Source organism: uncultured Streptococcus sp., assembly GCF_963521865.1.
Taxonomy (GTDB): Bacteria; Bacillota; Bacilli; order Lactobacillales; family Streptococcaceae; genus Streptococcus.
In genome coordinates this window covers 1-21,905 of sequence record NZ_CAUQWY010000001.1, presented here as the reverse complement: position 1 = coordinate 21,905, position 21,905 = coordinate 1, and the positions used below count along the sequence as shown (strand labels likewise).

The following is a 21,905-nucleotide window of genomic DNA, read 5'->3' as shown; positions in this document are numbered from 1 at the left end:
GTTTATGAGATAATTTCTATAATTTCTCGTAAACTTTGCACCCTATCATTTATTTTAACATATTTTTGAAAATCTGTAACTAGCTGAGGAGAAATTTTTCCATTTGTGTATACTTTTGCAACAATTTCTCCCTTTTGAACGGAATCTCCAACTTTCTTTTCAAAAACAATTCCTGTTTCATAGTCCAAGGCATCAGACTTGACTGCACGGCCAGCACCAAGTCTCATAGCATAGAGGCCAAATTCCATTGCTGGAAGAGCTGAAATGACACCCGTTTCCTGGGCAGGGATATCCACTACATGGGCAACATTGACAGGACGGTAGAGGTCTTCCAAGTCCCCACACTGGGCTTGGACCATTTCCTCAAACTTAGCCAGTGCTTGACCATTTTCAAGATGTTGGCGAACTTCTTCAACTGTCTTGTCCACATTAGCCAAACCAAGCATGATTTGTGCCAATTCGCAGATGAAGTGGGTAATATCCTGACGACCTTGACCTTGTAAAATCTCCAATGCTTCAAGGATTTCCAGACGATTTCCAATCGCTCGTCCCAAAGGTTGACTCATATCCGTAATCACTGCTACCGTCTTCCGGCCAACAGCCTTACCAAGATCCACCATGGTTTGAGCCAATTCGCGCGCTTCATCAACCGTCTTCATGAAGGCACCCTCTCCAACAGTCACGTCTAGCAAGATAGCATCCGCTCCTGCTGCGATTTTCTTGCTCATCACCGAACTCGCAATCAAAGGAATCGTGTCGACAGTTGCGGTCACATCACGTAGGGCATAGAGAAGCTTATCCGCTTTGACCAGCTGATCTGATTGGCCAATGACAGATACTCCAATATCTTGCACCTGTGAAATAAAATCCTCTTGACTGCGCTCAACTTGATAGCCCTTAATGGATTCCAATTTATCAATTGTTCCACCAGTATGACCGAGACCACGACCACTCATTTTCGCGACTGGAACTCCAAAACTCGCTACTAAAGGAGCTAAAATCAGAGTCACCTTATCACCAACACCACCAGTAGAATGCTTGTCAACCTTAACCCCATCAATAACAGATAAATCAAACTCTTGCCCTGTCTGAACCATTTTCATAGTTAGGTCAGAGATTTCTCGAGTCGTCATTCCTTTGAAATAGACAGCCATAGCAAAGGCAGACATCTGATAATCAGGAACAGTTCCTGACACATAGCCTTCAACTAGCCATTCAATTTCACTCGAAGTTAGTTCTTGACCGTCTCGTTTTTTTTGGATTAGATCAACTGCTCTCATTCGTTCACGCTTCTAAGGATGTAATATCCCTTATCTTTTTTGACAATTTCACAATTGCCAAACACATCTTCCATCTTGGATTTGGCACTTGGAGCCCCTTGTTTTTTCTGGATAACGATTGTTAAATCCCCGCCAGTTTCCAAGAAATCTTTACTTTTCTCAATGATTTCATGAACCACTTGCTTGCCCGCACGGATAGGGGGATTGGAAATGACATGGTCAAATGTGCCTTCAACTTGTTCATAGATGTTGGACTGGAAAATCATCGCTGCCACTTTATTTCGTTCAGCATTTTGTCGCGCTAAATCCAAGGCACGATTATTAATATCGACCATGGTCGCCTGAACTCCATAAACCTTAGCCAAGGACAATCCCAAAGGCCCGTAACCACAGCCTACATCAAGGACAGTTTCTCCTTGGGTGACCTCAAGACACTTGAGCAAGAGTTGACTGCCAAAGTCAATCATTTTCTTGCTAAAAACACCCGCATCCGTCAAAAAGGTCATTTTTTCTCCCAACAAGTCCACTCTCAACTCATGAATGTCGTGAGCAGCGTCAGGATTTTCTGCATAATACATTTTACTCATGAAACTATTTTACCATAATTTGCCTTAAATTGTAAATCGTTTACAAATTGATAATAAAACGAAAAAGACTGAAGAAAGCTAGTCAAGAAGACCTTTTCTTCAATCTCTTTCAACACTTATAAATAATAAGCCATTTAGAACTAGAAATATCATAATCAGGATAAAACAACAAATTTATCATCTATAATTAGGCTCATTTTTATGACTATTACTTAACCTTCAAATACTTTATTATCAACAAAATTCCCAATAGGATGTTTAGATAAAAGCCCAACTGATACGTTTTTGTCAGGAATTCCAAACTTGTCCAAAGTCGTATCAAATCTTCTAGTGACATGCGGAAGAAATAACCCTCTGTAGCAATCCATAGAACTAAGAAGAAATAACTACCAGCAGCAAGTCATTTCGTCCACCGTTTTTTTAGGAAGAAAGCAATCAAGAGCGAACAGATAAAGACAGCTGTTACAATGGCATGTTCCATCAAAAAAGTAAAACCGTAATAGGTTTCCACAAAACGTCTACCATTATCCGCATTCGCTCCTTTTAAAAAAGGTAGTGCAAAACTTAAAATAAAACAAACTTCCAATATGTAACGTTTTAAGATTTTCATAGTAGACCTCCTATAAGTTGTGAACTAAAAATTTCCCTTTATTAGCTTATAAATCAGCAGAAACTATCTCCTACTTCATCATTAAATTGTTCAGTCTCTATCTACCTCTATTATACAATATTGACTTACCAGCATCAAGAAACCGCTTTATTTTTTTAGCTTTTTATGGTATGATAAACAAAATATCTAGGGGAAAACAAATGACCAACGAATTTTTACATTTTGAAAAAATCAGTCGCCAGACTTGGCAATCTTTACATCGAAAGACAACACCTCCGTTAACAGAAGAGGAATTAGAATCCATCAAAAGCTTTAATGACCAGATTAGCTTGCAAGATGTTACCGATGTCTATCTTCCCCTAGCCCATCTCATCCAGATTTACAAGCGTACCAAGGATGATTTGGCCTTTTCAAAAGGAATTTTCCTTCAACGTGAAAGCAAATCCCAGCCTTTTATCATTGGGGTTTCTGGGAGTGTTGCCGTTGGAAAATCCACAACCAGTCGCCTACTGCAAATCCTACTTTCCCGTACGCTTACAGATGCTAGGGTTGAGTTGGTAACGACTGACGGCTTTCTCTACCCCAACCAGACCTTGATTGAACAAGGGATTTTAAATCGCAAGGGATTTCCTGAAAGCTATGATATGGAAGCTCTTCTCAACTTCTTGGACCGTATCAAAAATGGACAAGATGTGGATATTCCTGTCTATTCTCATGAAGTCTACGACATCGTTCCTGGAGCAAAACAACGAGTAAAAGCAGCTGACTTTGTGATTGTCGAGGGGATTAATGTCTTTCAAAATCCACAAAACGAACGTCTCTATATCACTGACTTCTTTGACTTTTCCATCTATGTTGATGCTGCAGTCGATGACATCGAGAGTTGGTATCTCGACCGTTTCTTGAAAATGCTGAGCCTAGCCCAAAACGACCCTGACAGCTACTACTATCGCTTTACTCAAATGCCAATCGGGGAAGTGGAGTCCTTTGCCCATCAGGTCTGGACCAGTATCAATCTCACAAATTTACAAAATTATATTGAACCGACCAGAAATCGTGCGGAAGTGATTCTTCATAAAACAAAGAACCATGAAATAGATGAAATTTACTTAAAAAAATAATTTCCCCTTGTCAAAACGTAAGTTTTCAGATATAATAGTATAGTTAGTAAATATGGAGGTAAGAACATTGGCAAACATTAAATCAGCTATCAAACGCGCTGAATTGAACGTTAAACAAAACGAAAAGAACTCAGCTCAAAAATCAGCTATGCGTACTGCTATCAAAGCTTTCGAAGCAAACCCATCTGAAGAACTTTTCCGTGCTGCTAGCTCAGCTATCGATAAAGCAGAAACTAAAGGTTTGATTCACAAAAACAAAGCAAGTCGCGACAAAGCTCGTCTTTCAGCTAAACTTGCTAAATAAGAAACAGTCCATAGAGGCTGTTTTTTTGTCTCCAAATAGGAAAAGGTAGAAAATGAAAATCGCAATTATCGGATATTCTGGTGCTGGTAAGTCAACGCTAGCCGAAAAGTTATCTAACTACTACTCCATCCCAAAACTTCACATGGACACACTCCAATTTCAACCTGGTTGGCAAGACAGTGACCGTGAATGGATGTTGGATGAGATGAAAAAATTTCTCACCAAGCATGAAGCTTGGGTCATCGATGGTAATTATTCTTGGTGTTATTACGAAGAAAGAATGCAGGAAGCTGACCAAATCATCTTTTTAAATTTCTCTGCTTGGAATTGTTTGCTAAGAGCCTTTAAGCGCTATTTAAAATACAGAGGAAAAGTCAGAGAAAGTATGGCAGCTGGTTGTCAAGAACAATTTAATTGGGAGTTTATCAGATGGATTCTCAGGGACGGACGGAGCAAATCCGCTAAGGAACGCTACAAGTGGATTCAAAAAAACTATCCATATAAATTAGTTATCCTCAGATCACAAAAAGAGATAGACCAATTTCTAGATAAGAAAAGGAAGTCCTCCAATTCATAAAGAAGGGCTTCCTTTTTTGGATATAATTATTCTGCAATCAAGGTTTCCAAACCAACCTTCATCATATCGGTGAAGGTATTTTGGCGTTCTTCTGCAGTTGTGTCTTCGTCTGGATTGACCAAGCTATCAGAGATGGTCATGATAGCTAGCGCATCAACGTGGTATTGGGCTGCCAGATAGTAAAGAGCCGCTGCTTCCATTTCCACAGCCTTGACTCCCCATTTACCAAGCTCGATGTTCTTTTCAAAGTAGTTTGAATAAAAGACATCCGAAGACAAAACGTTCCCAACATGGGTTGTCATACCGAGTTCTTTAGCGATATGGTAGGCCTTATCAAGCAAATCAAAGCTAGCGATTTGTGGGAAATCGTACTGTGGCCAGTCATTACGGATGATATTTGAGTTGGTTGCAGCTGCCTGCGCCAAAACCAATTCACGAACGTGGACATCTTCATTCAAAGAACCCGCAGTCCCCACACGGATCAATTTTTTCACACCGTAGTCAACAATCAACTCACGCGCATAAATCGAAATAGATGGCATTCCCATCCCAGTTCCCATGACAGATACACGGTGACCCTTGTAAGTACCAGTGTAACCAAACATGTTACGCACTTCGTTAAAACAAACAGCATCTTCAAGGAAATTCTCCGCAATAAACTTGGCACGAAGAGGATCCCCAGGAAGAAGAATTTTATCAGCAATTTCACACTGCTGAGCAGCAATATGGATAGACATAATATAAGATACCAAACCCGTCAAAAAGCAAAGGGAAAATAGGAGTTGGGTGCAGTGAGCGATGCTCGCTAGACCAACTATCTTTTTCCCACTGCTTTTAGGGTGGGTTCAATTCCTTTCTTTCTTAATTTTGATGATATTGAGAAGATTAGACCGGCTTCAATTCAAGCCCGAACTACCCTTACTTTCTGATTTTTAGAAAAGTTTTCCGCTCGTGTTCAAATTAGAACACCTCACTCTACCTTTCTTTTTTAATTTTGTTCTTTCACAGAAAGCTACCTAAGTTCCATTAAAACTCAGGTAATGCTTTCCTTATAAGCTAGACAACCTAACTATCATTGTATCGTCAGATTACAAGACATCATCGTCACTCACCTTAGAATTCAATGTTGTTCCCCAGTGAGTGATTTTTCGATGTGGTTGGGCCAGAAGAGGTCTATTATCATAGATTGTTTGCCATCTATTCCAAAAAAGACCTGTTCTCTTTTCAATCTTAATTCGAAGATTGCGCATATTAGACTTAATTGGGAGATTGAGGATAGAGCCTGCGGTCTGATTGCGTCCATTCCCTTCCCAAGAACGACTTCGTACAACTGATTGGCCATTTTTATCTACTGTAACTTCTTCCCACGATATTGAATAACGTGCAATATAAGCACCACTATGTTGAATAGTTAGGGTCTTATCTTTTACAGGAGTGTAGTTTAACAGTTGTACAGGTTTAGAAGCTTGAGTAGTTACATTATTTTTAGCTACAAATCGAAAAACCTCTACTTCGGCAAGGCTGAGAGCTTGATTTTTTTGACGCAATTGAATACGAACACGGCGACCTAATTTACCATTCAACTGGAGATCTAAACTGCTTCCTTCTAAACGAGAAACATATTGTCTAACAACTTCTGTCCCATTTTCATCATATAAAATAACATCAAAGTCTGAGAGACGTTTAGAAAGTTCTCCATCCCCACGATTATGAAGGCGAACAAGTCCTACCTGTTCTGTACGACCTAAATCAACTTCCCACCAAGGCTGGTTTTCAAATTTTGTATGGGTAATTGATTGTTGACTATAACTACTATTGGTATTGCCATCCAAGGCACGACTAGCATCTCCTCCAAATTCGGTAGAGCTTTGGCGCGCTTGCTTTTTCCATGCGATATTCTCAGCACGGAAAACCTCTACTTCTGCAAGACTGAGAGCGTTATATCCATCTAACTCAATGCGTACAAAACGAGCTTTCTTATAATCAATTAAAATCTGAGCGGAACTATCACGCAAGTATGCAATGCGCTTTCTTTCAATTTCTTTTCCAAAACTATCCAAAAGAATCACATTAAAATTAGTCAGTCTATCTTGAGCAGCATCTGTTCGATTGTAAATATTAATCTGACGAATCGTTTCTTCCTTATCTAAATCGACTTGCCACCAAGGTTTTGATTGAAAATCTGTATGAGTAACAGAATTATGTCCGTAATTTCCATCTAATTTACCATCAACTGCTCTTCTAGCATCTCCTCCAAAAGCTGTCGAACTTTGAGTTACTCGTTTCCCTAGAGCTATATTTTCAAGAGGCTCAGCGCTTGGTTGACTAGATGACAGAGGGACTTGTTGTTTCTTAAAGAAATAGACTTTGTCCAATTTTTGATCACGATATCCCTGTTTATCAAGCGTATCACGTTTTCCAATATTAAAATTCGGGATAGCATTCATTCTACTTTCAAAATAACCACGCGAACGGTGCTTGAAACTAGAGTTACCTGTAAAGGTTACAATATCATTATCATTACGAATCAAAGATGTCACAACATTATCATTATCAACCACATAATGTTTTATTTTTCCAGATAAAGCCAACTTACGACTTTCTAACCCTACATCCCAGAAACCATTTTTAGCATTCCAAATAGTTCGAGAAGTAATTACTTTAGGAGCGCTAAATGTCGTAACTTTTTTCAAAACATTATTATAAAAAGTAGGATATTTCTGATAAGCTTCAACCGCTGCTATTTGAGCTAAGTATCCTCCCAGCGAATGACCTGTCATATACAGATTGGTAATGCTGGAATCCTGCGCCAGTTCTTTTACAACATTACGGATATCATCCGCTTGTGCAGGTTTATTTCCACCAAATAAAACAAAATCTGCACTTAAATCCTTGGCGTCATTAACTCGCGTTCCACGAATAGCCAACATTTGAACAGTATTGTCTTTTAAATAAGGAAGATCACTCTTAGTTTCAAACAAGAAAGCATCCAAGCCACTTGCTGTATGATAAGCCTTTTTCATCTTCCAAAATGGGGCTAACTCATTGTGCATCATTTTATATTCTTGACGATCAAGATACAGACTTGGAAAAGGATTTTTATGATCTAGAATTTTGTCAATGTAATCATCATCACGATAAGCCAACTCCATAAAAAGGAGAGAATCACGATCTGTGACATACCATTGTTTCTTGTTATCATCTTCCCCGTCTTCTAGTCCATCTCCATCACTATCTGCTAGTAAAGGATGACTATGGTATCCTAAGTAGTCTTTCCCATCTTTATTGTAAATATACAATTCATCCTTATTTTTTATTCCATCATGATCATCATCTCCATCAGGATCTAAAAATTTTCCACCATATAAAGAATTATCGACAAGATCCTTCTCTACATGGAGTTCTCCTTTAGAAATTTTGACAAAGTCTGCCTCTGTTACTGGACGAGAATTTTTCGGCTCATCCTTTAGAATTTCCTCTTTCTTCAATTCCTCATGAGGTACAGCAGATTCTCTTTTATATAATCCTTCTCCTTCTTTTTCTTTCTGATTTTTAACAACTTCTTTTGACTCTAAAATTGATTTAGGAGCTGTAGTTTTCTCCTCTGTAATAGATATTTCCTGTTTTTTATCAGTGTTTTCTTTTATGGAACTATCCGTTGCCTTTACTACTAAAGGAGTCTCATTTTTCACAACTGGATTTCCTTCATTGGCAGAAATTCCTGTCGGTGCTAAAAAAGCAAAACCAACTGCAACAGACACAACTCCGATACTTAGTTTTTTTATACCAAAACGCATAATTTGTTGATTAATTTTCATTTATTCATATATCTTTCTTTTATTTTTTCACCCTCTTTACCAACAATATTCTCCAATCAGCTAATCTCCTTTAGCGTCACAGTTTCATTTTTATACTTTGTTAGCAAGAATTTGAAGAGGTTTATAAAAGTATAGGAACCTCATTCATTTTTATATCATACTTCTATATAGAAGTTAATTATTTCATTCATCTTCCAATTTATATAGATGTTTTCACACTTATTTTTCTTTCTCATAGTGCTGCAAGAATTGCTTTAAGCAAGCCTTTGAAATCACCTTTAACACGTTCAGTCACTTCTACAACTTCTTCGTGGTTAAGTTCTTCTTGGAAACCAGCCGCAAAATTAGTAATACATGAAATTCCTAGAACTTTCAAGCCTGAGTGGGCTGCCACAATCACTTCAGGAACAGTGGACATACCAACTGCATCTGCTCCCAGTGTCTTATAGGCACGGATTTCTGCTGGTGTTTCATAAGTCGGACCAGTAACACCGATATAGACACCTTCATCAAGCTTGATACCAAGTTTTTTAGCCACTTCATGGGCAGTAGCACGGTATTCTGGTGTGTAGGCCTTAGACATATCAGGGAAACGAGGACCAAATTCATCCAAGTTTTCACCCATCAATGGGTTTTGTCCCGTCATATTGATATGATCTGAGATAGCCATCAAGGTACCAGGCCCATATCCAATACCACCAGTTGCATTGGTTACAATGACACCTTCACATCCAAGAACTTTCATGACACGTACTGGGAAGGTCACGACTTCCAGAGGGTTTCCTTCGTAGAAATGAAAACGACCTTGAAGAGCCAAGACCTTGCGACCTGCAAGTTCACCATATACCAATTTCCCGGCGTGTCCGACTACTGTCGAACGGCCCCAGTTTGGAATATCTGCATAGTCTACTACAACTGGATTTTCGATTTCTTCTGCCAGTTCTCCCAGACCTGATCCAAGGATTAGACCAAACTCAGGTGCTTGGATACCCTTGTCTTTCAGGAAGGCAGCTGTTTCATTGATTTTATCTAAAAATGTCATTGTGTATCTCCTTTATTATTTTTTAGCATTTGACCGATTTTGTCAAAAGTTTTAGCATTGCGAATGGTGATTTGACAGTAGAAAGGCATCTTGAGTAAGTATTTGTGATAGGCTGTTTCGTAGTATGATTCTTCGGAGTATTTTCCCCAGAAAATACCAAGTTTTCCAAAATGAACGACTTCATCTTCCAGTTCCAAACTGTTCACTTTCTCGATCACTTGATCCACATCCAAGCCTTCCGTGTAGAAGAGCACATCTTTTCGAGCCAGGTCTTTAGTCCACCAATCTGGCAGATTATTCAGCTCTTCTTCATAATCTTCCTGACTCAGCAAAGAAAAGCTCTGAATAAATGGATAATGGACTGCAAAGAAAGCCTCTAACTTTTCAACCAATTGGGCTTTGGGAGCTGCAGAAGTAAAGAAAATATTGCCACTGTTGATGTAGGTCTCAACCTTTTCCAGTCCCAACTCTGTCAGTTCTTGACGAAGTTGCGCCATGACAACCTTATTTTTTCCACCGACATTAATGCCCCGAACAAGTAAAGCATATCGCGTCATCTTATACCAATTTATCTAAGAAACTTTCCCCAATCATGGCAGTTTCAACACCAAAGTTATCGGCAACAGTCGCTGAGATATCTGCAAAATGTCCAACTGGAATGACACCATTTCCCTTAAAGCTAGGGCTGTAAGCTAAAAGTGGGATATATTCACGAGTGTGGTCTGTTCCTGCATAGGTTGGGTCATTTCCATGGTCCGCAGTAATCAAAAGAAGATCATTTTCTCGCATAGCTGCGATAATTTCAGGCAAGCGTTCATCAAACTCATGCAAGCAATCACGGTAGCCATGAGCATTGCGGCGGTGTCCATAAAGGGCATCAAAGTCAACCAAGTTTGTGAATGAGAATCCTTTTTCAAACTCAGCAAGGCCCATGGTCTTCAATAGTGTATCAATTCCATGGCTGTTTGACTTGTTGTGGCCCATGTCATGGTTGATACCAGCACCATTAAAGATATCGTTGATTTTACCAACAGCATAAGTATCGATACCAGCTTCATTCAATTTATCCAAAACAGTTGGTGCAAATGGAGATACAGCCAAGTCACGACGGTTTGCTGTACGAGTGAAGTTACCTGGCTCACCTACATAAGGGCGAGCAATGATACGTCCTAAAAGGGCTGGGCGCTCAAGGGTTATTGAACGAGCGTATTCACAGATACGGTACAATTCATCCAGAGGAATGATGTCTTCGTGGGCAGCAATTTGCAAAACAGGATCAGCTGAAGTATAGATAATCAACTCCCCAGTTTCCATCTGACGTGGTCCAAAATCATCAATAACAGCCGTTCCTGAGTAAGGTTTGTTGGCTTCACGAATGACCTTACGTCCTGAGAATTCTTCGATTTTTGTCAAGATTTCTTCTGGGAATCCGTTCCAGAAAGTATCGAAAGGCTCTGTAATGTTGAGTCCCATGATTTCCCAGTGTCCAGTCATAGTATCCTTACCAAGAGATACTTCTTCTAATTTTGTTGCATATCCAGTTGGATTGCTTTCAGCTGGAACAGTCTTAAGGGGAGTTTCACGAGGAATATTTCCTAGGCCGATTTTAGCCATGTTTGGCACATTCAGACCAACTGTTTTTGAAATGTGTCCTAATGTGTCAGAAGCTCCATCTGGAACCCCTGCATTGACAAAGTTATTGGCATCTGGTGCAGCACCGATTCCTACGGAATCCAATACCACCAAGTGAATACGATTAAATTTTGACATAGTGTATCTCCTTATTATTCTAGTTATCTTGCTTTTATTGAAGTTAAAATCTGAACTCCATCTCGTCCAGCAACGATGACCTTATCCACCATTTGGTTAAATAAGCCATGCTCCACGACACCAACGACATGGTCCAATTCTTTCCCGAAAGCAATTGGATCTTCGATGACATCCAAGGCAAGGTCAATGATAAAATTCTGCATATCGGTCACAAAACGTTGGCCGTCTTTTTCACGGAAACTTGGTTTGTAGCCAGCTCGCTCAAAACGACGAAAGACCTGTTCTGCGCCATACTGAACCACTTCCACAGGCAATTTAAAAGCACCTAGTTTCTCTACTAGCTTGCTTTCATCCACCACCCAAATGTATTCTTTTGAAGGCGTTGCGACAACTTTCTCCATCAGAAGGGCACCACCACCGCCTTTGATTCCGTTAAACTGACTATCCACTTCATCCGCCCCGTCAACTGTCACATCAACAAAGTCTACTTGGTCAATAGACTTGAGCGGGATATTAAGCCCTTCAGCCTGTTTACTAGTCACACTAGAAGTCGTTACAGCTGTAATCTGCAAGCCTTCTTCCTTGATACGACGACCGATTTCTTCGACAAAATAATAGGCAGTAGAACCCGTTCCCAGTCCGACAACCATACCATCCTTGACAAATTTAGCAGCCTTGACACCTGCCATTTTCTTCAGATTTTCCACTCAAACACCTCCATTAAAGAGCTACTTTCATTATATCATGTATACCTTTATTATTCAAAAATTGGAAACATCAAATATTCTATTTGCGGCAACATTAAAACAATAAAATGAGATTGAAAATATTTTCATTTCAGAAATTCTTTATTATTATTTTTAAAAATTTATAAAATGAATAAAAAAAGCAATTAAACAAGAACATTCATTATTATAAAATTATTTCCGTTTCTTTTTTCCATTTAAACTGTCTTTTCTCAAATTTCTCATAATTGACTTCCTGTGATACAAAAAGTGATAGCGTAGAGATATGAATAGGGTAGAAAATATATTTGGCAAAGTAAAGTTCTTTAAAATTTTTTCAACAGCCTATCGAAGTCGAAGGAAAAGGTTGTATTGAGAATGAATCTAATTATTGAAATGATTGGTTTTAAAAGTAATTAACATTCCTCAGGATGTCTACTTGAACTAAGATATAGTAAATTGAAACTAGAATAGCACAAATTAACTTCTAAAGCATTTTAGAAATTAATTTGAATACCCCAAGTGATTTATCTAGTTCTTATTCCAATCTGCTATTTTTTAGTAAATTGTCAACAAAAAGGTACAGTATCATTTAAAATGAGTATAAAAAATCACAGAGATTTCAAAATTATAAAAACGCATATTATCAGGTATAAAAAACTTGATATTATGCGTTTTATCTTAGAACATATTTCTAAATTTCCCACTCAAATTAAATTCTAGCCCAGCCTATTTTGAGACATTTTTCATTGCTTCTGGAAGATAATTACTGATTTCCGTCGGCAAGACCACATAATGTTCTTGAGCTAGTTCTTGGGCTATAGCTGAATGAAGATGAGTCGCTACTGCCACACGCTCGTAGAGACTGGCCTGTCGAAATTGGCCTGCAAATCCTGCAATCATTCCAGCCAGTGTATCTCCCATACCACCAGTCGCCTGATAGGGACCGCCAACCTGTAACTGGTAATAATCAGACTGGCCAGCTTGCCAAATACGAGTAGCTGAACCTTTTTCAACTAAAATCGTTCCTTGAGGGAAGGAAGTCAGGGCACTAGCCGTTGCATCTTTGTTTTGCTTTTCAATAGCAATACCAGACAGTTTTTCCCATTCTTTTTGGTGGGGAGTTAGGATAAGCTGGTTAGACGGAAATGACAAACTTGTTCTAGCAAGGATGGTCAAGGCCCCTCCGTCTACAATCAAAATCTGATTTTGTCTTAAGCGATCAAAGACCTGTTTAACTAGATCTTCTCCAAAAGCATCATCTCGTAAACCAGACCCCAGCAAGACAACTTCTGCCTTCTCCAATTGTTCTTTTAACAATTGCTGGTCTTGAAGAGAAAAGGCCATAGCCTCAGGTAAATGGCTGTGCAGAGCTGGAATATTTTCCCTGTCCGTTCCAACGGTCACCAAACCAGCTCCACTTTTAACAGCTGCCAAAGCGGCCATGATGATGGCACCACCATAAGGATAGGTACCACCTAACAGAAGCAAGCGACCATAGTCTCCTTTATGACTTGTACGAGAACGTTCAATAATAACTTTTTCTAGTAAGGTTTGATCAATCACTTTCATCGTTTTTTCCTCTCGCATTTATTATACAACAAAAAAGAGGCGCAGACCTCCTTATTAAAAATTAAAAAATTTAAAATTTATATTTAGTTACTAATCCAACAAAATGAGATTTGTTCTTAAGCACATAATGTATTCTTCGATTTTTCTCTCCAGCTCATCTTTATTTTCTTCCAAGGCAGGATAAAACCCTGTAACTCCGTATCCAATCATTTTGTACAGAGCGATAAGGCGGTAACTATTTTCCGATTTTTTATTTACTATATCAGATTCATTTGCAATCTCTTCCATATTGCATAGTTTCTCAAAAGTTTGTCTGTTTGCAATTTTTTGATAAGACTTCCACATTTCCTCTTCTGTTTATCGCTTCGGTTAGGCGTTGACCAAGCCTTTTTCATTTGTGATATCCGAATATTTTTATCATCCTTGCTACTAAAACTTATCAGTGATAACAACACATTCTTCCCAAAAGCTATACAAAAAAATCATATTTAAAAACTAATTTCTAGCCTAACCGCACCTCATATTTATAGTCGGATATTTTAATATAAAGAGGAGTATCACAACAAACTATTCTATTTAATGGAACAATTACCCCTTTAACTTCTAATTTTTAATTTTCAATTTTCATTATCTATACCCAAAAATAATAAAACATTTTTCAATATCATCATATTCATAAGGAATACTAAATTTATTAAGCATACACTCTATTTCTGTTTTTTTATCAGTAACACATATCTTTGGCTCAATTAAACGTCCTTGACCAATAACTTTCTCAAATTTACTTCTAATTTTAAACCATTCAACAATTCTCATATTCATATGAAAAAAATGTTCATCAGCATCAATCGTCCAATACATGCTAGGCTCTTCTTCAGCAAAAAACGTCTTATATTGTATCGGGATGTCTCTCATGTTCTCCATGATGGAATCTATCAGTTCTTTCCATTTTGTATTGTTCATAAAAGAGATTAGATTTCTTTCTTCAAGAACCTGTTTAATTTTTTCTTTTTCAGTTTTTTTGTTGTTATATTTCCCATTTTCAATTTCGTCTATAATGTGTTGCATAACAGATAACACTCTATCATCTATTCTTTGATAAACATAAGATGGCGATATACATTGTTTATCTCTTTGTACATAATACCACCCGTAATGCACCCAACCAGTAACTATAAAATAGAAATCTCCCTCCCAACTTATATCGAAATAAATTCTATCTTCATCATTAGAACTACTTATTTTGATAACTCCACTTCTCGGATTTAGTTTTTCACATAAAATATTATGTATTGATTGCATCTATCACTATTTCTCCTTACAACTTCAAATTTACCTGTCTATTTCTAATACAAACATTTTATTCTTCAAACTTTTCCTCAACATTAAAAATCACTTCACAATCACAACCAGCACCATTTTCTCGCAAAAATTCTATAACCTTTTCAATATCCGCATTTTTATCTTTCAAAAACTCATTTGTTAAAGAAAAATCGTGATTACACTCTACCGTTTCTGATTTATCATTTAGATAATCAAATAATTCATAAAATAATTTCTTTTCCATCGGTAAGTTCTCTTCAAATTCTTCCATTTGTTTGACTTGATATTCTTGTAATAATTTTCTCTTCTCAAATTTGTTCATGAGCTTTTCTCCTTTATTAAATTGTTTTTTAATCATTTATTTTTTTACGTTATACACCATATCTCCGCTATTCCAAACATACATAATTGCCGTCACTGGTCGTTTTCCCTCTTCCCGAAGCCATCCTGTATATGTAGTTGTGTTGCCATAATAGCCTTCAATAATGATTTCAAATTCTGAGTCTGTATATTCATCCATAAATTGTTGTAAACCAATAGACTTTCCATTGAAACGTCCTTCACCCAAGGTTTTGTTAAATATCAATACATCGCACAGGTCGATATCACATTTTTTAAAACATATTTCACCAGGGTATGATCTTTTTTCACCTTCCATAAATTCAAATATTTTATTAACTTTTAACGTCAAAGTTTCGTTGTGATATTTGATTTCTTTCACTCTGCTATCATGAAGGCTGAAAAGGATATTGCTACTTCTATTGTGTATAAACTTCATACTCTTCCTCATAATTTCACCTTAAAATCTTGTTATTTAGCTACTTTTTTTACATAAAAGGTCGCTCTTCCTTTACCATGTCTTTCAATGTACGCTTCCTCAGTCAATTGCTTAAGCATATTTTCAATTGTAGCCTTTCCTACACTTGGAACTAATTCCATCATATCGCTTTTAGTAAATTTACCTAATTTCCTATCAATTGCATTTCTAACAAGTTCAATTGTAGGCACTTTTTCGTCTACATAATCAACCCTTTCTTCAAAATCAATATAAGCAGCTAATATCGTTCTGAGAATATATTTTATAAATGGCACAGAATCTTCTTTGTTTTCATGCCAACCTATCCCACTTTTTTCTAAAGCTATATAATAACTGTCTTTATTTTTTTCTATTTTACTTTCTAAACTGATATATTTCCCAATTACATATCCTTGTCTATAAAGTAAAAGAGTTGTCAATAAACGACTCATCCTTCCATTCCCATCATTGAAAGGATGAATACAAAGAAAATCATGAATAAAAATTGGAATTAAAAGTAACGAATCCACATCTTTTTTGTCAAAAGCTATATTCAATTCATTACAAATTTGCTCAATTGCGTCTGGTGTTTCATATGGAGATAATGGCTTAAACCTTTCGATAGTATTACCCTCTTTATCTTTTTCCACAATAGAATTCTGCGTATTTTTATATCTACCACCAATTCCTTTTTCACTATACTTAAATAGTTCTTTATGAAGTTGCAAAATATAGTTACTGCTGATTGGAATATATTCATAACTTTCATGAATTGTATTTAGTACATCTCTATATCCAAGAATTTCTTCTTCATCCCTATTTCTAGGAGTTGTTTTTTGATTCATTAACTCTTTTATTCTGACTTCTGTAGTAACAATTCCCTCTATTTTATTAGAATCCTCTACACTTTGAATTTTAGCAATCTCTACTAATTTATCTAAAACAGCAGGTTTACGTGTCAAAAATAATTCTTGTTTTCCTTTGTGCTCATGAATTTGTGAAAGAAGATTTATAATTTCACTATCCCACTTACTTCTTGCTAGATTTTCATAACTAAAAAGTCTCATTCGCGTATCTCCTTTTCGTTTCGCCTAATTATACCATATTTTTAGGCGATTTCTAAGAACTTAGGCGATTATTTATACTTACCCAAGTTGTAAAACAAAGTGAGACAACATAACATCGTTAATTTCTGTTAAGATCGTTTCATCAACCCTATTTGACAAAGAGCCGATTTTACCATAGAAGGCTTGAATTAAATTTACAGACTTTTTATCATACGCTCTATTTTATTTTCTTATAAATCTAACAAGTATACAGTCTCTGGTGTTATTACACTCTCTTCAGTATAAATCACCCAATCACTTACATAATTTATAGAATATGTCCCCTCATCACCTTCATGTAAATCTAGAATATGATATGGTTCTTGAGTCAATACTGCCTTGAAACTATCTCCTTCCATAGAAATAGCTTCAAACCAAATATGTTCAAGATTTGTACTATCCAAATTACCTTCTTCATCTATTGTTTCAAGTCCTAATTTAATAATAATAGTAATATCTTCATTACCTTCTTGTTTTTTCTTAAGCATTCTTTCAACATAAGAAAATTTTTCTCTAGCTAAATCACTCATTCTAGCAGTTTCTTCAGTAGTTAAGAACATTAATGGGTTATTATCAAACTTTTCTGTAAATTTTGAAGGTAAACTTACAATGTTATTATTATAGTCTTCTTCACTTTCATATAGGAAAATTATATTTGTTTTAGAATTATGCGATTTTTTTCTGTCTTCAATCCCTCCAATATTAACATTAGGATAATATTTCAAAGCATCAATCCATTTTTTAGATGTAGCAACTATTGGCTCTCCATCATAAAACATTCCTAAATGTATCTCTTCTTCATCTTCATTAGAATAATTTCCATCTATCATTATAGAAGCGTAATTAGAAAGTAAGCTATAATGTGATTCATAATCTTTCTTATTTGAATCCAAAATCTCTATTTCGTGAAGATTACATCTACATAATCCATGAGTATGTAACCAAACTTCATTCTCATCACAAACAGCTTGAACAGTATATAGGCTTGATGGAGAAGGAAGTACATTTGATTTCGCTGCTAATTCAACCCATTTTTTATTTAACATTCTTTCAGCACTTTCATCACAAAGAGCAACCATTTCAGGAACCATAGCATATACAAGCTTAAGCTGTAAATGGTAACATTTTTTAGCATCTCCTTCAAATTTCATATAAACAATTAAGGCATTCTTTGAATTTAAAATCTGTTCTTTGTCTTCTTCTGTAAAATATTGTAATTCCCATTGATACCTTTCTTCTGCATAAAAATCTCCAAGATAGAATCTTACATCAAAATCAGTTCCTTTATATGATAGAACAATCTTTCCTGGATAATCTTCACTTGGAAGATTTTTTTCTTTAATTTCTATACCATCAATAACTTTAATATTTTCAAAAATATCTTCTGTAAGTGAGTAATTATGAGGTACTAAAGCTAACATATGTGAAAATTCTTCCCAATAAGCAAGAGGTGCTTCTTTAATCTTAGAATACTCTTCATTTTTTTCCTTTGAACTATTAAATAATCCGTTAATAACTTTTTTAAAAAAACTCATATTTTTCTCCTTTTAAAACATAAAATATCACTGGCATCATATCACAATAATTGGGTAGTTTTAATTATCTTTTACACTGAATCATTTACGCCTGAGTTGTAAAATAAAGTGAGACAAAAAACAGCATTATTTTCTATTAAAATTGTTTCATCAATCTTATTTAACAAAGAGCCTTTTTAAATCTATATTTTTAAGGGACGTTTTCATCTCGCTTCTTTTATCTAAAGTGCTATTTCACGCTACTTTACAATATGGCATGCCCAGCCATCATATTCCCCGTTAAATTCTTCGGCTAGATCCATAAGATACCAGACAGTTTCATCAATATCTTCAAAATCATCTTCTCTGCCTATGACAAGTTCATATGGATATTCCTTATCTATATCTTCATTGTCAGTCAGATCTTCTGATGAAAGTTTATTAAAACCTTCTTCCATCACTTTAGCTAAAAAGGCTTCCCCATTTTCTTCTGTTTTAAAGAGTAGGCAATGTTCGAGTACTCTCGGCACCATACTATCACCATCACTTTTAATATTCTCAATAAGCCTCATATTCATAATACTTTGGTATTCATATCTATCAGGATACAGTGCATCAAAATACAGTTCCCAGTCCTTATCTTCAAATACTGCAAATGTGTAAGCATAATCAGGGAATTTTTCTGACATCATCTCAGAAATTTCATCGTAGTACCCCAACTCATTCTTAGCATACGAAACAATACGTACCCTCTCATCGCATTTCACAACACCTGCTAACATATCTCCATGTTGTTCAATAATCTCTAATACAGCATCTTCTATAGAATATACATACTCCCCTTCTTCTCTTGTAGGAAATCCGTTGTCATCAGCATTTTTATATAATATTTGTAATTCTAGTCTTTTAGGGTAGTTTGCAGTGAATTGAAAATCTGTAAGAGCTAAATTGGTTCGAACCACAGCCGGTAAGTCACAAGCAAATGCATTGCATAAATAGATACACCAGTCTTCGTCAATTTCGGCAGTTTCTTGATCGATTACTTTCTCCGTAGCTACATTTGATCTTTTCTCTATTTCTTCTTGACACTCTTTTACCACTAACAATGCATCCTTATCCTCAGGATCTAACTCCGCCCAACGCAAGGCATAAGGAATCGCTCTTTCCTCCTCATGAGTCAAATATTGATAGGCATATGCCATGCGCATATTCCATTCAGCCTTATCTTTCCCCTCTTCTCTAACTGAATTCAAAATATCTATCGATTTTAATAAATATTTATCACCAATAAAACTAGGTGTTCCTTTATCATCATTGCCGATAATCGCAAAGTTTTGATAAGTACGAGCAAGCTGATACCATACTTGGTAATCCCGTTCTTCCATAGGGATGCTTTCCAATGCTGTCATACATTCCGTATATGTATCTTCATCTGTAAGCTTTTCTATATACGCAAAAAATTCTTCGCGATTTTCTGAATTCCATTTCATGTTAAGTTACCTCCACTTTTTATCGTTTATCCAACATTAAAAATACAACACCACAAATTACAATTAACAGTCCACATATTCCTATAAAAACTCTATATCCTTTCTCACCCCACACTTCAAAAATAAATGCGTGCCTTGCTTTATCTCCGACTGTAGCTTGATACACCCATTTCCAATCTCGTATAGCACCGATTAAAAATAGTAATCCACCTGCTATCAAGACATACTGGTAATGTGCTTTTAACCATTCAAATACTTCATCCATATCGTTTATCCACTTCCTCCATCAAGCATTTCTCTCATTATTTCTCTTTTTCACACGCTAAGATTCTTCATTCAAGCGCCATTCTCTCAACTTTTTAGAAGATTACTTTTTCTTTTTTACCGCCGATTGTAAAAGCTCTCATATTCTCCTTCAAATACAAACTTTTCAGGGTGAGATTTGATGTAGTTTAGTTCGTTTTCTTCACCTTTATAATCGTAAATGAAATCATCGGCTTCACCTAAAATATTAAAAAATTCCTCTCCGTATTTTTCTTCCAATATTTCTAGCATATGGTATCTTTCTTCTCTACCAAAAGATATTGTCCCACCACAATAGTCTACAACTTTCTGAAAATTATCTGTATATTCGTTCATCCCAAAATGTTTGAAACCTTTTATTGCGTCTTCCCAAACTATCCCTGTAGGATTATATAAAAACTGGTAATGACCTCCATTACTTACTTCTGCAAAATACCAAGTAATGGCTAATAAATATCTTTGCTCTAAAGTGAAAGTCTGAGCTGATTGAATATACTCATCATATCCATCATAAATACTAATTGCTTCCCACATTGGATCAACAATATCAAAATAAGAGTTTTCATCTAAACTTTTAATATTTTCTATGGTAATCTTTGCGTATTTTAATTTCGTTTGTGTTTCACCCATTTCATTTGTCTCCTCTATATTTTCATTTTCTTAATTGATATATTCAAAATATTTCTTTGTTAAAATAGAATATTTCTCCTTTATTTTTACCAGAATTTCCTCAAAATCACTAAAATCCACTAGTTCTAAACACTATCTAACTATTTCTTCATCATCGGTAAGTTTTACTGCATTATCTACTTTTTCAAAAGTATTCCTTGATTCTGTTTCAAAATCAATTCACGATCGTAGTAAGCATGCAAATTTTGAATACATTTCAACTTGTCTTCATTGCTTAATTTTCAAAATTCTTCTTTCGTTGGTTTCATATTTTACCTCTCGTAATTAATAAACTTATGCAAGTTCCAACTCACAGATAACTCTTTTGGTATCTAGTTCATCTATAGCAGTAATTTTTATAGAATCAAATCCGTTGCTCTTCATTTCTTCAAAAGAAATTTTTTCTCCGTTAATAGTTTCTGTAAAGTCATCTTCATCAAATTCAAAATCTTCTTTCTCTTCATCAAAATCAATGTTATAGGTAAAATCTATTTCAATTTTAGAGTTTGGAATTTCTAATTTAAAAAGTGAACGTTTTTTGATATCTTCTAAATTTATCTCATCACAGAACATAGGGTTGTATCCATATTTAGCTCCATCATAGAGCAAAATTTCTTTTCCTGTATGTATACATTTTGCTACTATCATGCAAGGATTGCTAATCTCATTTTTTTCATCATACATACCACAAATCATATGTTCTTCAAAAAGTGAACCATAAAAATAAATTTCATACAGTTCGTTGGTATCTCGACTTTCTAAGTTGTTGCAAATACTAATACTTGTAAATGTATCATCTATATTTATTATATTGTGATTTTCTTCTTTAATATAAGTTGGTACTCTCATTTTGTTTTCTCCCTTAATTATTATATCGTTATTAAATACGTCATCATTTCTACAGAATGTTTCAAATACCCAAAACCTCATATGTTTCCTGAACTAGCCTTATGACTGAATCGTATATCTACCATAACTAATTGTCAAGCAGTATTAGCTATTGTATCCTTACTATAAATTATGCATTCGTTATCGTTATAGCATACCTTTTTGGTTATTCTGCTTCATTATAGGTACGCTACTACTAGCTTTTTCTTAACTGTATTTAAATATTATAGTAACCACTACCCAATAAATCTTCTCCTCAAAATGTAAATATCTGAAAGTAACTATTTTTTATCTATCAAACATTACGTCAATCGTATTTTAGTTTTTGATCTTTTTTATCATATTTAAATAAAAATTCTTGCCACCATCATTATTAGCTAAATCATGCTTTGTTTGTAAAAAAGAAATTA

The 21,905-nt window shown here is 35.7% G+C and carries 22 protein-coding genes and 2 pseudogenes; 4 read left to right on the top strand and 20 right to left on the bottom strand.

The window, feature by feature from the left end; translation table 11 throughout:
• Window positions 1-2 precede the first annotated feature (2 nt).
• The 3 genes and pseudogenes from RWO85_RS00115 to RWO85_RS00105 form a co-directional block, all read right to left on the bottom strand.
• Complete coding sequence (locus RWO85_RS00115) at window positions 3-1,280, bottom strand: pyrimidine-nucleoside phosphorylase (protein WP_314413218.1); 1,278 nt, start codon at window positions 1,278-1,280, stop codon at window positions 3-5.
• Window positions 1,277-1,867 (bottom strand): class I SAM-dependent methyltransferase, encoded by a 591-nt coding sequence (locus tag RWO85_RS00110; RefSeq protein WP_296171602.1) that lies wholly within the window; start codon window positions 1,865-1,867, stop codon window positions 1,277-1,279. The genes RWO85_RS00115 and RWO85_RS00110 overlap by 4 nt, the downstream gene beginning before the upstream one ends.
• A 208-nt stretch (window positions 1,868-2,075) precedes the next feature.
• A pseudogene (locus tag RWO85_RS00105) lies at window positions 2,076-2,477 on the bottom strand (hypothetical protein).
• 200 nt (window positions 2,478-2,677) lie between these two features.
• Between RWO85_RS00105 and coaA the strand changes: the two are divergent.
• From coaA to RWO85_RS00090, 3 genes are all read left to right on the top strand, one after another.
• A complete protein-coding gene (gene coaA / locus RWO85_RS00100) occupies window positions 2,678-3,598 on the top strand; it encodes a type I pantothenate kinase (protein ID WP_314413217.1) in 921 nt (306 codons plus the stop codon).
• Between the two features lie 67 nt (window positions 3,599-3,665).
• On the top strand, window positions 3,666-3,902 hold the full coding sequence (rpsT, locus tag RWO85_RS00095; RefSeq protein ID WP_001274000.1) for a 30S ribosomal protein S20: 237 nt from the start codon (window positions 3,666-3,668) through the stop codon (window positions 3,900-3,902).
• A 52-nt stretch (window positions 3,903-3,954) separates the two neighbouring features.
• A complete protein-coding gene (locus RWO85_RS00090) occupies window positions 3,955-4,479 on the top strand; it encodes a DNA topology modulation protein (protein WP_296171600.1) in 525 nt (174 codons plus the stop codon).
• Between the two features lie 26 nt (window positions 4,480-4,505).
• On the opposite strand, the gene deoD is transcribed toward RWO85_RS00090, so the two are convergent.
• From deoD to rpiA, 6 genes are all read right to left on the bottom strand, one after another.
• Window positions 4,506-5,216 (bottom strand): purine-nucleoside phosphorylase, encoded by a 711-nt coding sequence (gene deoD, locus RWO85_RS00085; protein WP_314413216.1) that lies wholly within the window; start codon window positions 5,214-5,216, stop codon window positions 4,506-4,508.
• 351 nt (window positions 5,217-5,567) lie between these two features.
• Entirely contained in the window at window positions 5,568-8,297 is a 2,730-nt protein-coding gene (locus RWO85_RS00080) for a thiol-activated cytolysin C-terminal domain-containing protein (RefSeq protein WP_314413214.1), read from the bottom strand.
• A 232-nt stretch (window positions 8,298-8,529) separates the two neighbouring features.
• Entirely contained in the window at window positions 8,530-9,339 is an 810-nt protein-coding gene (locus RWO85_RS00075) for a purine-nucleoside phosphorylase (protein ID WP_314413212.1), read from the bottom strand.
• A complete protein-coding gene (locus RWO85_RS00070; RefSeq protein ID WP_314413210.1) occupies window positions 9,336-9,896 on the bottom strand; it encodes a DUF1697 domain-containing protein in 561 nt (186 codons plus the stop codon). The genes RWO85_RS00075 and RWO85_RS00070 overlap by 4 nt, the downstream gene beginning before the upstream one ends.
• A 1-nt stretch (window position 9,897) precedes the next feature.
• The gene (locus RWO85_RS00065; protein WP_000033119.1) at window positions 9,898-11,109 is read right to left on the bottom strand and encodes a phosphopentomutase; all 1,212 of its coding nucleotides are present in this window, start codon (window positions 11,107-11,109) and stop codon (window positions 9,898-9,900) included.
• Between the two features lie 23 nt (window positions 11,110-11,132).
• The gene (gene rpiA / locus RWO85_RS00060; protein WP_314413208.1) at window positions 11,133-11,816 is read right to left on the bottom strand and encodes a ribose-5-phosphate isomerase RpiA; all 684 of its coding nucleotides are present in this window, start codon (window positions 11,814-11,816) and stop codon (window positions 11,133-11,135) included.
• Window positions 11,817-12,126: 310 nt separating this feature from the next.
• Here rpiA and RWO85_RS10360 point away from each other — a divergent pair.
• Window positions 12,127-12,254: pseudogene (locus RWO85_RS10360) on the top strand (IS5/IS1182 family transposase); the annotation flags it as partial.
• A 309-nt stretch (window positions 12,255-12,563) separates the two neighbouring features.
• Here RWO85_RS10360 and RWO85_RS00055 read toward each other — a convergent pair.
• From RWO85_RS00055 to RWO85_RS00005, 11 genes are all read right to left on the bottom strand, one after another.
• Entirely contained in the window at window positions 12,564-13,406 is an 843-nt protein-coding gene (locus RWO85_RS00055; RefSeq protein ID WP_314413207.1) for an NAD(P)H-hydrate dehydratase, read from the bottom strand.
• Window positions 13,407-13,496: 90 nt separating this feature from the next.
• On the bottom strand, window positions 13,497-13,751 hold the full coding sequence (locus RWO85_RS00050; RefSeq protein WP_314413205.1) for a hypothetical protein: 255 nt from the start codon (window positions 13,749-13,751) through the stop codon (window positions 13,497-13,499).
• 282 nt (window positions 13,752-14,033) lie between these two features.
• Window positions 14,034-14,708 carry a DUF6678 family protein gene (locus RWO85_RS00045; RefSeq protein WP_314413203.1) on the bottom strand — a complete coding sequence of 225 codons (675 nt, stop codon included), beginning with the start codon at window positions 14,706-14,708 and terminating at the stop codon, window positions 14,034-14,036.
• Between the two features lie 58 nt (window positions 14,709-14,766).
• Window positions 14,767-15,051 carry a DUF2695 domain-containing protein gene (locus RWO85_RS00040; RefSeq protein WP_001031754.1) on the bottom strand — a complete coding sequence of 95 codons (285 nt, stop codon included), beginning with the start codon at window positions 15,049-15,051 and terminating at the stop codon, window positions 14,767-14,769.
• A 36-nt stretch (window positions 15,052-15,087) separates the two neighbouring features.
• Window positions 15,088-15,450, bottom strand: coding sequence for a hypothetical protein (locus RWO85_RS00035; protein ID WP_314413200.1), 363 nt, complete (start codon window positions 15,448-15,450; stop codon window positions 15,088-15,090).
• Between the two features lie 89 nt (window positions 15,451-15,539).
• Window positions 15,540-16,592, bottom strand: coding sequence for a Fic family protein (locus RWO85_RS00030; RefSeq protein WP_314413198.1), 1,053 nt, complete (start codon window positions 16,590-16,592; stop codon window positions 15,540-15,542).
• A 230-nt stretch (window positions 16,593-16,822) separates the two neighbouring features.
• Complete coding sequence (locus RWO85_RS00025) at window positions 16,823-18,166, bottom strand: DUF4026 domain-containing protein (RefSeq protein WP_314413196.1); 1,344 nt, start codon at window positions 18,164-18,166, stop codon at window positions 16,823-16,825.
• A gap of 239 nt (window positions 18,167-18,405) precedes the next feature.
• Window positions 18,406-19,635: a DUF695 domain-containing protein gene (locus RWO85_RS00020; protein ID WP_314413195.1), complete on the bottom strand. Its 1,230-nt coding sequence runs from the start codon at window positions 19,633-19,635 to the stop codon at window positions 18,406-18,408.
• Between the two features lie 19 nt (window positions 19,636-19,654).
• On the bottom strand, window positions 19,655-19,900 hold the full coding sequence (locus tag RWO85_RS00015) for an immunity 17 family protein (protein WP_314413193.1): 246 nt from the start codon (window positions 19,898-19,900) through the stop codon (window positions 19,655-19,657).
• 116 nt (window positions 19,901-20,016) lie between these two features.
• Window positions 20,017-20,568 carry a DMP19 family protein gene (locus RWO85_RS00010; protein ID WP_314413191.1) on the bottom strand — a complete coding sequence of 184 codons (552 nt, stop codon included), beginning with the start codon at window positions 20,566-20,568 and terminating at the stop codon, window positions 20,017-20,019.
• 333 nt (window positions 20,569-20,901) lie between these two features.
• Window positions 20,902-21,456, bottom strand: a complete 555-nt coding sequence (locus RWO85_RS00005) for a hypothetical protein (RefSeq protein WP_314413190.1) — start codon at window positions 21,454-21,456, stop codon at window positions 20,902-20,904.
• Window positions 21,457-21,905 lie beyond the last annotated feature (449 nt).